This is a genomic window from Burkholderia anthinoferrum (assembly GCF_002925705.1).
GTDB lineage: Bacteria > Pseudomonadota > Gammaproteobacteria > Burkholderiales > Burkholderiaceae > Burkholderia > Burkholderia semiarida.
On sequence record NZ_LFZP01000037.1, the window covers coordinates 26,430 to 40,832 of the forward strand.

The window sequence follows — 14,403 nt, forward strand, 5'->3', positions numbered from 1 at the left end:
GTGCAATGCCGCCCGTTCCCGCGCGAAGGATCAGTACCCGTCGCGCAACGCCTTCGGCACGACGTAGCGGCCGCGCGCGGCGTCGAACTTCACCGTGTAGCGTGCATGGATGGCCTTGTCGCCGCGCGTACCCGTTTCCGTGACCGTTAGCGGATAGACGTCGCCCGTGCCGGCCGTGTCCGGCGCGATCTCGAAGCGGCGTTCCTCGCAGCGCGCGCGGGCGTTCGCGCATTCCGTCGACTCCGCGTTGTCGAGCGCCTCGTCGATGCGTGCCGCCGCATGCACCAGCGCATTACCGACCGGCAGCCAGATCGAGCGGAAGCGTTGCGTATAGCCTTGCCGCGTGTCGCTTTCGCCGATGACGAACCCGAACAGGTGCGGCCCGAGCCGCTCGATGCGCACCGTACCGGGTTCGCCACGCCCGCCCGATGCGATCTCCGTTTTCTTCGCGACCGGCTCGAGCGTCCTGCCGTCCGGCGAAGGCTTCAGCACGTACAGGTCGATCGCGCCCGGCGTCGCGTCCGAATCCATGGCCGGCATCCCGTTCTGCACCGCCGCCTCGGTCTCGCCGCACATCGCGAGCAGCGTGCGCGGGCCGTCCGCGGTCGCCACGCGCAGCACGCCGCACGGCGAATGGATGAAATCGTCGCCGTCCGACTGCCAGCCCTTGCGGCTCGCGCGCCAGTTGCCGTACGTGTCGTGGATGAAGGTTTTCAGTTGGCGGTCGGGCTGGGCCGGCTCGGCGGCATGAACGGGCGACGGTACGGCGAGCGCCGTGAGTCCCGCGAGGGCACCAAGGGCGGCGAGCGAAGCCAAGAGCGGCTTGAGACGTATGGTCGGGTTCTGGGCAGTCATGACGAGATCAGGTCGGATGGGTGTGCGGCGGATTGTTGCAGAATCGGCGGGTCCCCGTCGATCCTTCACACGTCGTCCGGGGCGGAAAAGAATGGCAACCGCTCGTTGCCGACGACGACGCGCCCTGCATCGTTGCCCATCACGTCATCGCCTCGTGCCTGCGCACATCGCCGGCGCGCGCATCGAGCACGCGCACGAGCGTCGCGAACTGCCGATTCCGTGCGCGCCCGGCCGCGTCCCGGCCGCGACGCCCGCCGTCACGCCGGATCCGGCACCTCGATCGCCAGCAGCGCCGAACTGACCGACTTGCCGTGCGCATCGAGCGCGAGCGAGCGCGTCACGCCACCGCCGAGCGCATCGCTCAGCACGAAGTTGAACGCACCGAGCGCCGGCAACTCGTAGCGCACGACGTCGCCGTGCACGATGCCCGCGAGCCATGCCTTCACCGCCTGCGCATCGAGGTGGGTGCGCAGATGATCGTAATGACGCGGATCGCGGCAGATGACCGACACGTTCAGCGTATTGCCCTTGTCGCCGGTGCGCGCATGCGCGAGTTCACGCAGTTGCATCAGGCCTCCACGAATGAAAACGACGGCGTCACGGCCGAGCGCGGCAGCAGCACCGACTGCACGGCGATCACCTCGCGCGTCGACTTGAACGCGCCGCCGCCGCCGGCCGGCCCGTTCGTATAGAGCGTCTCGACTTCGTTGCCGATTCGCGCGGCCTCGGCGGCGTTCGCCGCGCGGCCGGCCACCCGCACGCGCACCTCGGCCGGCTCGCCGCGCACGGCCGGCGTCGCGTCGCCGTACAGCGCATCGACGCCGATCAGGTCGAAGCGCAACTCGGTCGCCGCGACGCCGGTCAGCGCGAGCCGCTCGCGAACGATGTCGAGCGCAAGACGCGCCCGCGCGAGCGCACCCCGCCCGCCGTACGAGATCTGCCCTTCGCCGATCCAGCCGTCGATATACGCGACCGACACCTTCAGCGTGTCGGGCCGCGCGGCGCCGCGCCCGCCCGTCACACGCACGCGATCGGTCGCCTCCTCCGCGACCGCCACGCGCGTGAAATCGGCCACGACATCGGGCTGCAGATACCGCGCCGGGTCGTGAATCTCGTAGAGCAGTTGTTCCTTGCAGGTCGCCGCGCTCACGCGGCCGCCCGCGTGCGGCACCTTCGTGATCACGACCGAGCCGTCGGCCGCGACCTCGCCGATCGGGAACCCGAGTCGCGCCAGATTCGGCACGTCCTTGTAGCCGGGATCGGCGAAATAGCCGCCCGTCACCTGCCCCGCGCATTCGAGCAGATGGCCGACGACGGTCGCCTGCCCGAGCGTGTCCCAGTCGTCCATCCGCCAGCCGAATGCGTGGATCAGCGGCGCGGCGAACAGCGACGGATCGGCGACGCGCCCGGTCAGCACGACGTCCGCGCCGGCCGCGAGCGCGTCGACGATCGGCGCGGCGCCGAGATACGCGTTCGCGGATACGATACGGTCGCGATACGCGGCGACCTCGTTGCCCGATTCCTCGAAACGGAACGCGCCGCGCAGCACGACGTCGAGCACGTCGTCGCCTTCGACCGCCGCGACCTTCAGCCCCGCGATGCCGAGCGACTGCGCGATCCGCGCGGTACGCCGTGCGGCCGCGCGCGGATTCGCCGCACCCATGTTCGACACGATGCGCACGCGCTTGACCGCCGCGACCGGCAGCACCGCCTGCATGCGCGCGTCGAGCAGCGGATCGTAGCCGAGCGCCGGATCGTTGCGCCGCGCCTGCTGCGCGATCGCGATCGTGCGCTCGGCCAGGCATTCGAAGACCAGGTAGTCGAGTTGCCCGTGTTCAGCCAGTTCGACCGCGGGCTCGATCCGGTCGCCCGAGTAGCCGGCGCCCGCGCCGATGCGCACGCGCCGTTCATGTGAAGGCTTTGCTGTCATGTCCGTACCGTCGTCCGGCGGAGCGCGCCGCCGGCAAAATCAAAAGACGCCGAGCACGACGCAGGCGATCGTCATCACGATCGACGCGCCGAACAACAGCGGAAACGTGAATTTCTGGTGCTCGGCGAGCTCGATCCCGCACAGGCCGACGACGAGGAACGTCGCCGGCGTGAGCGGGCTGACCGGGAACCCCGTCGTCATCTGGCCGAGCAGCGCGGCCTGCCCGACCTGCACGGCCGGCACGCCGAGCTGCCCGGCCACTTCGGCGATCACGGGCAGCACGCCGAAGTAGAACGAATCGGGATCGAACAGCATGCTGAGCGGCATCGACGCGAGGCCGAGCGCGACCGGAATGTGGCCGGCCATCGACGGCGGCACGAAGCCGACCGCCGCCTGCGCCATCGCCTTCAGCATCCCGCTGCCCTGCATGATCCCGGTGAACACGCCGGCCGCGAGCAGGATGCCGGCCATCATCAGCGCGGCCCGCGCATGCGCGTCGATGCGCTTCCGCTGCATGTCGACGTCGGGGTAATTCACCATCAGCGCGATGCAGAGCCCGACCATGAACATGATCGCGGGCGGAATCTTCTCGCCCATCACGACCATCGTGCCGAGCACGACGAGCGTCAGCACGAGGTTAAACCAGAACAGATGCGGCCGACGCAGCGCCTGCTCGTCGGCCGTCAATTCGCGCCTGGGCAGCGGGATCGACGCATCGTCGCGCGACAGGCCGAGCCGCTTCTCCTCGCGCCGCCCGAGCCAGTACGCGACGCCGAACACGAACACGAGCCCGATCGCCTGCACCGGAATCAGCGGATTGAACAGCGCCGACACCGGCAGGTGCAGCGACGCGGACGCGCGAATCATCGGCCCCGTCCACGGCAGGAAGTTGATGCCCGCGGCCATCGACACGGCGGCGGCCAGCACGCGCCGGTCCATCTTCAGCCGGTCGTACAGCGGCAGCACGGCCGGAATCGTCACGAGAAAGCAGACGGCGCCCGAGCCGTCGAGGTGGATCAGCAGCGCGAGCAGCGTCGTGCCCATCACGATGCGCGTCGGCCGCGTGCCGACCGCGCGCAGGATCCGGTCGATGATCGGGTCGAGCGTGCCGGCATCGGTGATCGTCCCGAAATAGAGGATCGCGAACACGAACATCCCGACCACGGGCGCGAGGCCCTTCAGCCCGTCGATGACGAACTTGCTGGTGTGCAGCCCGAAGCCGCCGATCAGCGACGCGGCGATCGGCACGATGATCAGCGCGACGAGCGGCGACATCCGCTTCGACAGAATCGCGGCCAGCAGCACGACGATCGTGCCAAGCCCGAGTAACGGCAGCATCCGTGTCTCCTACCTTGTCTTTTGTTGGAGACGAGCGTAAGGTCGGCGCAGCGATAGCACAATTGAAATGATTTGATCGTAGCAATCACGAATCGTTATGGATCTGAATCTTCGCGACATTCGCGCGTTCGTCACCGTCGCGCACGCCGGCAACTTCACGCGCGCGGCCGCGCGGCTGCACCTGTCGCAGCCGGCGCTGACCGTGCAGATCCGCCGGCTCGAGGAAATCGTCGGCGCGCGCCTGTTCGACCGCAACAGCCGCAGCGTCGCGCTCACGCAGACCGGGCGCGAGTTGCTGCCGCTGTTGCAACGCTCGCTCGACGACATGGAGCGCGTGCTGCGCGATGCGCGCGCGCTCGGCGAAGGCGCGAGCGGCACGGTGCGGCTCGCGTGCCTGCCGACCTTCGCATCGAGCATGCTGCCGGAGTTGATCCAGTCGTTCCGGCGCGACGTGCCGCGCGCGGGCTTCGAGATCCGCGACGGCGTCGCGAGCCTCGTCACCGCGCTCGTGCGCAACGAGGATGCCGATCTCGGGCTGACCGGCGGCGACACGTTCGATGCGTCGCTCGAGGTGCTGTATGTGGGCGCCGACCGGCTCGTCGCCGTGTGCCCGCAGGATCATCCGCTCGCGCGCAAGCGCCGCGTCGGCACCGCCGACGTCGCCGGCGTGCCGCTCGTGCTCACTGCGCAGGGCACGAGCGTGCGCAGCGTCGTCGATGCCGCGCTGGAAGCGGCCGGCTGCACGGCCGACATCGCGTGCGAGCCGACCTACATGATGACGGCCGTCGCGATGGTGCGCGGCGGCCTCGGCGTGACGATCCTGCCCGCGACCGCCCGCGAGGTGCGCGCCGAGCCCGATCTGGTCGCGAAGCCGATCGACGATCCCGCGTTCGTGCGGCCGATCGCGCTCGTCGTCAAGCGCGGGCGCACGCTGCCGCGCGTCGCGCAGGCGTTCGCCGACCTCATGCTGGCGGAATTGAAAAAGCGCGCGTGACGCGTGGTTCCCACACCGGGACGGTTTGCCCGGCGCTTACTTACTGCGCCGCCGGGTCGACGTGCAGCGATTCGCCAATCGCATAGAAATTGCCGCCCGCGATGTAGTGCAGGCTGCGCAGCGCGGGATCGGCCGATTCGAAATACCAGTGGCCGTCGCGGAACACGCGCGTGTCGGACCACGCGGCGACCACCTCGCCGATGAACAGGTCGTAGGTCTGCTGGTTGTGCGGCTCCGGAATCAGCCTGCACGCGAGCCAGCCCGAGCAGCCGGCGACGAACGGCAGGTCGTGACCGTCGACGTCGAACAGCGTGACGCCCGCCTCGCGCAGCTTGTCGGGCCGCTCGGTCAGACTGTGGCTGCCGACCGCATGCGTGAGCCGCAGTTGCGCGGCCGTCGGCACCTGGATCACGAACGTGCCGCTGCGCTCGACGAGCTCGCGCGTCTTCGCGGATTTGTCGAGCACGACCGTCAGCTTCGGCGGCAGGAAGTCCAGCGCGCACGCCCACGCGGCGGCCATCACGTTGTCGACGCCGTCGTGGCGGGCCGACACGAGCACGGTCGGGCCGTGATTGAGGAGACGGTAGGCTTTGTTCAGCGCCACCGGTGCGATGTAATTGTTCATACGGGCTCCCTGGAGAACGGCGCGCACGGACGGATGCCCTGCGGCGCGGCGCCGGCCGTCGCACCTGCGCGCGGCCGGATCCGAGGCCGCATTCTCGCACCCGATTTCGATCGGCGCAGGCGCCGCGGCAGGTCACTTCGCGAACAGTTGGCCGATGTCGCGAAACGCCTTGAACTCGAGCGCATTGCCGCACGGATCGAACAGGAACATCGTCGCCTGTTCGCCGACCTGCCCCTGGAACCGCACATACGGCTCGATCACGAACGTCACGCCGAACGAACGCAGCCGCTCGGCCAGCGCCTCCCAGCTTGCCCAGTCGAGCACGATCCCGAAATGCGGCACCGGCACGTCGTGGCCGTCGACCGCATTCGTATGCGCGCTTTCCTGCGCCGCGGTTTTCGGATGCTCATGGATCACGAGCTGATGGCCGTAGAAGTTGAAGTCGACCCACTGCGCGCTCGAGCGCCCCTCTTCCAGCCCGAACACGCGGCCGTAGAAATCGCGCGCGGCCGGCAGGTCGTGGACGGGAATCGCCAGGTGAAACGGGGAAAGACTCATGATGGCCTCGTGAAGGAACGCTCGCGGGGCGCGAGGACGGCACCATGGTAGACAAGCCCGGACAAAAATTAAATCAATATAAAATTGGCTGATTCACAAACGGAATTGATGAATGATCCGCGAACTGAAAACCCTCGTCGCCGTCGCCCGGGAAGGCACCTTTGCCGCCGCCGGCAACCGTATCGGGCTCACGCAGGCGGCCGTGAGCGCGCAGATGCAGCGCCTTGAAGCCGAACTCGGCTTCGCGCTGTTCGACCGGCAAGGGCGATCGGCCCGGCTCAACGAGCGGGGCCATCACGTGCTCGACCAGGCGCAGACGCTGATCGGCCTATACGAGAACCTGAGTTCGACCGCGGCCGGCTCGCCGGCCGCCGTGCGCGTGACGATCGGCGCGATCGCATCGGTGCAGAGCGCGCTGCTGCCGGCCGCGCTGGCCGATTTCCATCGCCGGCACCCCGCATGCCGCACGCGCGTGATACCGGGGCTGTCGATCGAGCTGGTCAACCGGGTCGACGCGGGCGAGATCGACATGGCCGCGATCATCCGGCCGCCGTTTGCGCTGCAGAGCGACCTGCACTGGACGACGCTCGCACAGGAACCGTTCCGGCTGATCGTGCCGCGCGGCGTCAAAGGCAAGGACTGGGCCGCCCTGCTCGCGAGCGAGCCGTTCGTGCGCTACGATCGCGCGTCGTTCGGCGGCCGCCAGGTCGACCGCTTTCTGCGCAAGATGCACATCGCGGTGCGCGACACCTGCGAACTCGATGAGCTCGACGCGATCGTCAAGCTGGTCGAGAACGGCGTCGGCGTCGCGATCGTGCCGCAGACCGCCGTGTATCGCCGCTGGCCGGCCGGCGTGCGCGCGATCGACCTCGGGCATCATACGTTCCATCGCGACATCGGCCTCGTGCATCGCGCGCGGCGCACGATGTCGGAACCCGCGCAAACGCTGGCGCAACTGATCGAGGCGGCGTCGCGGCGACGCTCGCCGCCGCAAGCCGCGTGATCGACACGTGGCGGCTCGGCGGCGAATGGGCAAGCCGCGATGTCGTCCGCCCGACGCGAATTGCCCGCCTTATCACATTCATTCCGGCCACGCCAATTCAATCCGTTAAATAACGATTTGACGAAACGATAACAATGTTGGGAATGAGGCAATTCGCCCGAAAACCACCTCGAATTATCACTCGACACGCAAAACTCAACGACACCTCACCCAAACTCGGCCCCCTATTGGTACGCAACGATCAATAATCCAAATCCCTCAATGATGAATTTCATAAAACAGGCCTGTCTGCAGCAGGCCACAATGGAGAATTTCATTTTTGCGGTTTTATCGCGGCTCTGTAGTCTCCTGCCATTCCGGATCACGAACCCACACCAATGCGCAAGGAGAATGAAATGAAACGCACGACCCTCTCGCTGATTTCGCTCGCGTCGTTCGCGGCGATGCCCGTCGCGCATGCACAGTCGAGCGTCACGCTGTACGGCGTGATCGACACGTCGATCACCTATGTGAACCATGCGCAAGGCAAGGACAACGCGTGGATGCTCGGCAACAGCAGCGCGGGCAACCTCGCCGGCAGCCGCTGGGGCGTGAAAGGCACCGAGGATCTCGGCGGCGGGCTGAAGGCGCTGTTCCAGCTGGAGAACGGCTTCGACCCGAGCAACGGCCGGCTGGGCCAGGGCAACCGCCTGTTCGGCCGGCAGGCCTTCGTCGGGCTGGCGAGCGACCGCTACGGCACACTCACGTTCGGCCGCCAATACGACCCGCTCATCGATCTCGTGCAGGGCATCACCGCCGACAACTATCTGGGCAGCGCATTCGCGACGCCGGGCGACGTCGACAACTACGACAACAGCTTCCGCGTCGACAACGCGGTGAAGTACACGTCGGCCGTCTATTCGGGCCTGCAGTTCGCGGCGATGTATTCGTTCGGCGGCATCGCCGGCAGCACCGGCGCCGCGCAGTCGTACTCGGCCGCCGTGTCGTACAACAACGGGCCGTTCAGCGTCGCGGGCGGCTACTTCCACGCGACCAACAGCCCCGCGTCGAGCGGCGTGCGCGACGGCTGGACGAGCTCGTCGGACGGCACGTTCGACGGCCCGATCAACAACGGCTACGCGAGCGCCCATTCGATCGGCATCGCGCGCATCGCGGGCCAGTACGTCGCCGGCCCGTTCACGTTCGGCCTCGGCTACAGCAACGCGCAGTACCGCCGCGACGCCAGCTCGGTGTTCGGCTCGAACGAGCACTACAACACGGGGCAAGGCTTCGTGAACTACCAGGCGACGAATGCGCTGCTCGTCGGCGTCGGCTACAGCTACACGCGCTCGGGCGGCGACACGTCGGCGACCTATCACCAGGTATCGGCCGGGGCCGACTACAACCTGTCGAAGCGCACCGACGTCTACCTGACCGCCGCGTACCAGCACGCGAGCGGCCAGACCGGCGACGGCAAGGGCGGCTCGATGGCCGCGCAGGCATCGATCGGCTCGTACGGTTATGCGGGCACGAGCTCGCAGACGATGGTCAACCTCGGCCTGCGTCACCGTTTCTGATCGCGATACGGCAGGACGGCCGGCCGCGCGCGGCGCGACCGGCCGAATCCGCATTGCGCAAACGGCGGCTTCGGCCGCCGATTTTTTATCGCTTTCCATCGCCCCGCCAACGGCCCCCGGCCGATTGTCCCTGTCGCGCCGCTTATCGCCGGCTTTACCACGCAGCTGACGCAGCACGTCAGGTTTCCGTCGCCGCCGTTGCATTCGCATGCGCGCAATTTCCGGCCATTTTTACCGATCATGCATCGTCCCGGCCGCTGATCCGGCGCGATAAAAATGCCCGGCGAACGCGCGGGCAAATGCAAAGGAAAGTTTGACGCGAACCATTTGCCCGCCTGCTATGGCACACTTCGCGTCTGCGTAATTTCCTTGCACCGGGCGGCCGGATTCCGCCCCATCCTGCCATGCCGCGTCATACTTCTCGCCCGCTCGGTCGCGCCACGCTGACCATCGCCTCGACGATCGCGCTCTCCTGCGCGCTCTGCGGCGTCGCGCGGGCCGACTGCCTGGACGACGCGGCCGCATTCCAGCACGTGAGCGTCAGCCTGATGCGCGGCATCGCGCAGGTCGAATCGGGAATGAATCCGAACGCGATCAACACCAATACCAACGGCACGGTCGACATCGGGCTGATGCAGATCAACAGCACGTGGCTGCCGACGCTCGCGCGCGAAGGCATCACGCGGGAAAGCCTGTTCGATGCGTGCACGAACGCGTATGTCGGCGCGTGGATCCTGTCGCAGAACATCCGCCAGCTCGGCCCCAACTGGAACGCGATCGGCGCGTACAACTCCGCGTCGCCCGACAAGCGCCTCGCGTATGCGCGCAAGGTCTATGATGCAATCCGGACCATGCCGGATTCGCCGGATACTCCCATGCCCATCCTTCCACCGTCCTTCACGCCGCCGCAACAGGCGCAGACGTACAACCCGTTCGCGAGCCTGAGCGTGTCGGCGCCGCCCGTCACGCGCGCACGCACGATATCGCCGGCCTCGCCGCCTCCGCCGCCGCAGGGTGGCCCCGCCGGCCCGGCCGGTACGTACAACTTCGGATGGACGGTCACCGGCGCCGACCAGGCCAAGCCGACCCAGGTGTTCGACGACGGTGCGCGGGTCTACGTGCAGTTCAGCGACATGAAGCACGTGCCGGCGATCTTCACCGAAACGTCGGCCGGGCGCGTGCTGATGTCGTGGGAGCTGCAGTTTCCGTATGCCGTCGTGACGCGTCCCGCGCAAACGTTGATCTTCCAGCTCGGGCCGTTCGAAGCGCGCGCGCAGCGGGGGGCGGCGGCCGCCGGCATGACCGCGCAGGCCGGGACGGCGGGCACGGCAACGGCCGGGGCATCGAAGAAATCGGCCAGTGCGGCCGCGAACGCGGCGACGAACGCGGCGCCCAATACGGCAGCGAAACGCACGGCCTCGGCCGATGCGCTGTGGTACGTGAATACGCCATCGACGTCGGGCACGGCGGCGGCCTCGCCTTCGACCGCGAATATTCCCGCCACGCTGCCGACGGCCATCACGTCGAACACGCCGCCGCCCGCGCCGGCTCAGGCACCGGCCGCTCAGCCGTCGCGCGCCAGCGCGGACGCGCTGTGGTACATCTCGAAGTGACGCGCGTCCGACCGCACGCGCATCGCGGCGATCATGGGCCCGCGGTCGGCCGCGGTTCGGGCGCGTTCATGTCGTCCACCCGTTGCAGCTCGGCCGTGCCGTTCTGCCTGAAATACACGCGCAGATAACGCGACGTCGACGATTCCGGCTGCGGAATCGTCACACGGCCTCACCCGCGCCGCACCCAGATCACCTTGCCGTCGCGAATGCCGAGATTGCGGCGCTCCTCGCGATAGTCCATCGTGCCCGGCAACGACTTGCCGTCGCGCTCGAGCACGCGCCACAGGCAACCGTCGAGCAGCGCGGCCGCATCGGTTTCGGTCTTGCCGACCAGCGCGTCGTCCGGCGTGGCGTCCGCCTTGCACGCCGGCGCGGCGCCCGGCTGCGCGGGAATCGTCGCCGCGCCGCCGGCGGTGGCGTTGCGGTGCTGCGTGTTCATGTCTGCACATCCTGCAAAAGTTGCGCTCGCAACGAGTGCGACGAGCATCGCGATCGTGTTCTTCATTGGTTTCTCCTTCTCTCGGCCCGGCGGTCCATGTGCGGCATTCGTGCACGACCGGGCATCGCATGCGTGATCGGTTCCGCACGCTGCCGGCCGTTTCCTGACGGAGCCGGCCCGCGAACGGCGGCCGTTTTCGACCTGGCCGAGCCGTCTCGGCGCACCTGCGTCGCGGGCCGGCCTGACGCCGGACCCGAGCGCATGTTACCGCACGCGGTTCGCGGCGACCGCGCGACGCCGACGCAACGCATGCGCCCGGCACACGCCGGCCCGCGTCGGCATCCGTTCAGAACTTGTAGGTGACGCCCGCGATGCCGTAGTAGTTGCTGCGCGACTGCACGATCGGGCTGTCGCCCGCGCGGCCGAGCAGCCGCGTCACGCCGCCGGTCGCGAGCACCGACCAGTGCCGCGACAGCGTCCAGTTCCATGCCACCGCCATCGACGCGCTGTCGATCCCGCCGCTCGCCGAATACGGCCGGAAGCGGCTCGTCAGCGACTGTGCATCGGTCACGCCGTAGAAGGTCTGCATGTAGCGTCCCGTGCCCGCGTGCACGGTGCCCGTCACGATGATCTCGTGCCGCGACGTCTTGAGCACCGGCACCGCGAGATCCACGTGCCCCGACACGCCGCGCGACGTGTGCGTCACCGGCGTATCGATCGTGACGCTCAGTTCCGCCGCATCGAAGAACGTCACGCCGGCGCGCACGCCGACGAGCACCGAGCCCGGAATCCGCCCCATTCCCTTCAGGTAGTCGGAGCCCGGCAGATCGAAGCGGTTCTCGTCCGCGCGGCCCGCGTCATAGCCCACCGCCGCCGACACGAACGCACCGTGCGGCAGGTTCAGCCGGTAGCCGGCGCCCTGCGTGCTGTCGATGAAGAAGCCGTTGCCGAACGTGGCGGAAAACGACGGCGCGACGACGCCGCGATACTGGTTGCTGCCCGCGTAGCGCGGTGCGAACCCGCCGCCGAGCGACAACGCATACTGGTTTTCCGCGTGGGCGGCGGCGGCGAGGGTCAGGCCGGCGAGCGGCATGCAATAGCGGTAGCGTCGAAGTAATGGGCGCACAATATTGAGATAAGAGTGACGAAGCCGGCAGTCTAGGTGCCGCCCTGCGCCGAGACTGTCCCGAATGTGCGGCGAATCTGTGCGCAATTGTGTTCGATTGTTCGAGATTGTCTCCCCGCTGCCCCGCCGGCCGATCCGCCGGATAGAATTCGCGTGCCGCGTCGCGCACCAGCCTGCCGGGTGCGAAATGGCGCGTGCGCTCTGAGGAGACCATGAACGAAGTTCCGCTCAAATACCGTGTGCTGCTGATCGAGGACGACGATCGCCTCGCGCAGCTCGTCCGCGAATATCTCGACGGCTACGAATTCGCGGTGACGGTCGTGCGGCGCGGCGACCTCGCTGTCGCGGGCGTCCGCGAGCACCAGCCGGCCCTCGTGATACTCGACCTGATGCTGCCGAATCTCGACGGCATGGAAGTCTGCCGGCGCATCCGCGCGTTCACCAACGTCCCGGTGCTGATCCTGACGGCGCGCGCGGACGTGTACGACCAGGTCGCCGGGCTCGAGACCGGCGCCGACGACTACGTGACGAAGCCGATCGAGCCGCGCGTGCTCGTCGCACGCGCCCGCGCGCTGTTGCGCCGCGCGCAGCCGGCCGCGGTGGAAGCGCCGGCCGTCGCGCCCGACGCACTCGTATTCGGCGAACTCACGATCTCGCCGCCGAACCGCACCGTCACGTGGCGCGGCGAGCCGGTCGAGCTGAAGACCGCCGAATTCAATCTGCTGCTGATCCTCGCGCGCGCGGCCGGCACCGTGCTGAGCCGCGACGACATCCTGAAGCAGTTGCGCGGGATCGAATTCGACGGGCTCGACCGCTCGGTCGATTCCGGCATCTCGAAGCTGCGCCGCCGCTTCGAGGACGCTTCGTCGGAGCCGCACAAGATCAAGACGATCTGGGGTCGCGGCTACCTGTTCAGCCCTTCCGCATGGGACGAGTGAATGCTGCGCCCGCTACTCCGGTTGTATCTCGTCGTGATCCTGTTCGTCGGCGCGTCGATCATCTTCATCCAGCTGTCGTTCGACCGGATCTTCTACGAGCGCGGCGCGCAGGCTCAGCGCGACTCGCTGACGACCTACTCGTTCGTGCTGAACGACTATCTCGAACGCCATCCCGGCGCGCAGCGCGAGCTTGCGTTGCGCGAACTCGCGCTGCACGGCCGCGAAGGGTTCGGCTTCATGTCGATGGCCGACGCGCGTGCGCAATTGAGCGGCGCGCCGCTGCGCGATCTCGATGCCGGCCGGATCGCGATCAGCTACAACGGCAAGGATTACTACATGCCGCTCGCGGACGGCTCGGTGCTGCATGCGCGCCCGATCGAGGCGCCGGACCTCGACATCCGCATCTATGCGTACATGCTGCTCGCGCTCGCGACGCTGCTCGCGGTGGTGCTGTGGATTCACTATCACTGGCGCGACATTCGCCGGCTGCAGGATGCCGCGCGCGCGTTCGGCGCCGGGATGCTGTCGACGCGCGTGAAGCTGTCGGGCAAGTCGAACATCTACGAGCTGTCGCAGCAGTTCAACGACATGGCCGCGCGCATCGAGGCGTCGATCAAGCAGCAGCGCGAAATGATGCACGGCATCTCGCATGAACTGAAAACGCCGCTCGCCCGACTCGAATTCGGGCTCGCGCTGCTCGCCGACGCCGACGAAACGGGCCGGATGCGCGAGCGCCGCGACGCGCTGCGGCGCGACGTGCGCGAACTCGACGAGCTCGTCACCGAGCTGCTGACGATCGGCCGGCTCGAACAGGGGGCGAGCGAACTCGCGCCGATGGAAGTCGACGTCGACGCGCTGATCGACAGCGTCGCCGGCAACGTCGCGGACGACATCGCCGATCGCGGCATCGCGCTCGACGTGTCGACGCTCGATGCGCCCGCGACCCATGTCTGCGATCCGAAGCTCGTCGCCCGCGCGCTGCTGAACCTGATTCGCAACGGCGCGCGCTATGCGTCGCGCAAGGTCGTGCTGGCCGCCACGCGAGACCGGTCCGGCGCGCTCGTGCTGAGCGTCGACGACGACGGCCCCGGCATTCCGGCCGCCGAGCGTGCCCGCGTGTTCGAGCCGTTCCAGCGGCTGGACTCGAGCCGCGACCGGCAGACCGGCGGCTTCGGGCTCGGGCTCGCGATCGTGCGGCGCGTCGCGCAGGTGCACGGCGGCGACGTGCGGCTCGAGGATTCGCCGCTCGGCGGCGCGCGCTTCGTGATCACGCTGCCCGTGCGCGCGCTGCCGGACACGCTCTTCGACGTCGCGCAGGGCGCGGCGAGCACGCATGCCGACGCGCGGCGCCGCAGCGGCGCGGGTGCGGTCATCCCGCTTCGATAAAACACGCGGCGTGCGTCGGCCTGCCCCGCCCGACCGCGCCGC

The 14,403-nt window shown here is 68.2% G+C and carries 15 protein-coding genes; 6 read left to right on the forward strand and 9 right to left on the reverse strand.

Annotated elements, in window-relative coordinates; genetic code table 11:
• Window positions 1-30: 30 nt before the first annotated feature.
• The 4 genes from C5F75_RS12140 to C5F75_RS12155 form a co-directional block, all read right to left on the reverse strand.
• Window positions 31-855 (reverse strand): topoisomerase IV, encoded by an 825-nt coding sequence (locus C5F75_RS12140; RefSeq protein ID WP_104012282.1) that lies wholly within the window; start codon window positions 853-855, stop codon window positions 31-33.
• Window positions 856-1,112: 257 nt separating this feature from the next.
• Window positions 1,113-1,424 carry an AtuA-related protein gene (locus C5F75_RS12145; protein ID WP_059573802.1) on the reverse strand — a complete coding sequence of 104 codons (312 nt, stop codon included), beginning with the start codon at window positions 1,422-1,424 and terminating at the stop codon, window positions 1,113-1,115.
• Window positions 1,424-2,785, reverse strand: coding sequence for an acyclic terpene utilization AtuA family protein (locus tag C5F75_RS12150; RefSeq protein ID WP_104012283.1), 1,362 nt, complete (start codon window positions 2,783-2,785; stop codon window positions 1,424-1,426). The genes C5F75_RS12145 and C5F75_RS12150 overlap by 1 nt, the downstream gene beginning before the upstream one ends.
• A gap of 39 nt (window positions 2,786-2,824) precedes the next feature.
• Window positions 2,825-4,123, reverse strand: coding sequence for a CitMHS family transporter (locus tag C5F75_RS12155; RefSeq protein WP_059640911.1), 1,299 nt, complete (start codon window positions 4,121-4,123; stop codon window positions 2,825-2,827).
• A 97-nt stretch (window positions 4,124-4,220) separates the two neighbouring features.
• On the opposite strand from C5F75_RS12155, the gene C5F75_RS12160 reads away from it, so the two are divergent.
• Window positions 4,221-5,117, forward strand: coding sequence for a LysR family transcriptional regulator (locus C5F75_RS12160; RefSeq protein WP_060011698.1), 897 nt, complete (start codon window positions 4,221-4,223; stop codon window positions 5,115-5,117).
• Between the two features lie 40 nt (window positions 5,118-5,157).
• Here the strand turns inward: C5F75_RS12160 and C5F75_RS12165 are convergent, their stop codons facing one another.
• Window positions 5,158-5,742 (reverse strand): flavin reductase family protein, encoded by a 585-nt coding sequence (locus C5F75_RS12165; protein ID WP_104012284.1) that lies wholly within the window; start codon window positions 5,740-5,742, stop codon window positions 5,158-5,160.
• Between the two features lie 132 nt (window positions 5,743-5,874).
• The gene (locus C5F75_RS12170; protein WP_060011695.1) at window positions 5,875-6,300 is read right to left on the reverse strand and encodes a VOC family protein; all 426 of its coding nucleotides are present in this window, start codon (window positions 6,298-6,300) and stop codon (window positions 5,875-5,877) included.
• 112 nt (window positions 6,301-6,412) lie between these two features.
• Between C5F75_RS12170 and C5F75_RS12175 the strand changes: the two genes are divergently transcribed.
• The 3 genes from C5F75_RS12175 to C5F75_RS12190 all read left to right on the forward strand — a co-directional run bounded on the left by C5F75_RS12175 (window position 6,413) and on the right by C5F75_RS12190 (window position 10,472).
• On the forward strand, window positions 6,413-7,303 hold the full coding sequence (locus tag C5F75_RS12175; RefSeq protein WP_104012285.1) for a LysR family transcriptional regulator: 891 nt from the start codon (window positions 6,413-6,415) through the stop codon (window positions 7,301-7,303).
• A gap of 395 nt (window positions 7,304-7,698) precedes the next feature.
• Window positions 7,699-8,859, forward strand: a complete 1,161-nt coding sequence (locus C5F75_RS12180; protein ID WP_104012309.1) for a porin — start codon at window positions 7,699-7,701, stop codon at window positions 8,857-8,859.
• A 404-nt stretch (window positions 8,860-9,263) separates the two neighbouring features.
• Window positions 9,264-10,472 carry a lytic transglycosylase domain-containing protein gene (locus C5F75_RS12190; protein ID WP_104012286.1) on the forward strand — a complete coding sequence of 403 codons (1,209 nt, stop codon included), beginning with the start codon at window positions 9,264-9,266 and terminating at the stop codon, window positions 10,470-10,472.
• A 31-nt stretch (window positions 10,473-10,503) separates the two neighbouring features.
• Here the strand turns inward: C5F75_RS12190 and C5F75_RS37190 are convergent, their stop codons facing one another.
• The 3 genes from C5F75_RS37190 to C5F75_RS12200 all read right to left on the reverse strand — a co-directional run bounded on the left by C5F75_RS37190 (window position 10,504) and on the right by C5F75_RS12200 (window position 12,004).
• Window positions 10,504-10,635 (reverse strand): hypothetical protein, encoded by a 132-nt coding sequence (locus C5F75_RS37190; RefSeq protein ID WP_258048561.1) that lies wholly within the window; start codon window positions 10,633-10,635, stop codon window positions 10,504-10,506.
• A 6-nt stretch (window positions 10,636-10,641) separates the two neighbouring features.
• Window positions 10,642-10,977 (reverse strand): hypothetical protein, encoded by a 336-nt coding sequence (locus C5F75_RS12195; RefSeq protein WP_059573811.1) that lies wholly within the window; start codon window positions 10,975-10,977, stop codon window positions 10,642-10,644.
• 280 nt (window positions 10,978-11,257) lie between these two features.
• Window positions 11,258-12,004: a MipA/OmpV family protein gene (locus C5F75_RS12200; RefSeq protein WP_099316294.1), complete on the reverse strand. Its 747-nt coding sequence runs from the start codon at window positions 12,002-12,004 to the stop codon at window positions 11,258-11,260.
• Between the two features lie 245 nt (window positions 12,005-12,249).
• Between C5F75_RS12200 and C5F75_RS12205 the strand changes: the two genes are divergently transcribed.
• Both C5F75_RS12205 and C5F75_RS12210 read left to right on the forward strand, forming a co-directional pair.
• The gene (locus C5F75_RS12205) at window positions 12,250-12,975 is read left to right on the forward strand and encodes a response regulator (protein ID WP_059573813.1); all 726 of its coding nucleotides are present in this window, start codon (window positions 12,250-12,252) and stop codon (window positions 12,973-12,975) included.
• The gene (locus C5F75_RS12210) at window positions 12,976-14,361 is read left to right on the forward strand and encodes an ATP-binding protein (RefSeq protein WP_104012287.1); all 1,386 of its coding nucleotides are present in this window, start codon (window positions 12,976-12,978) and stop codon (window positions 14,359-14,361) included.
• Window positions 14,362-14,403 lie beyond the last annotated feature (42 nt).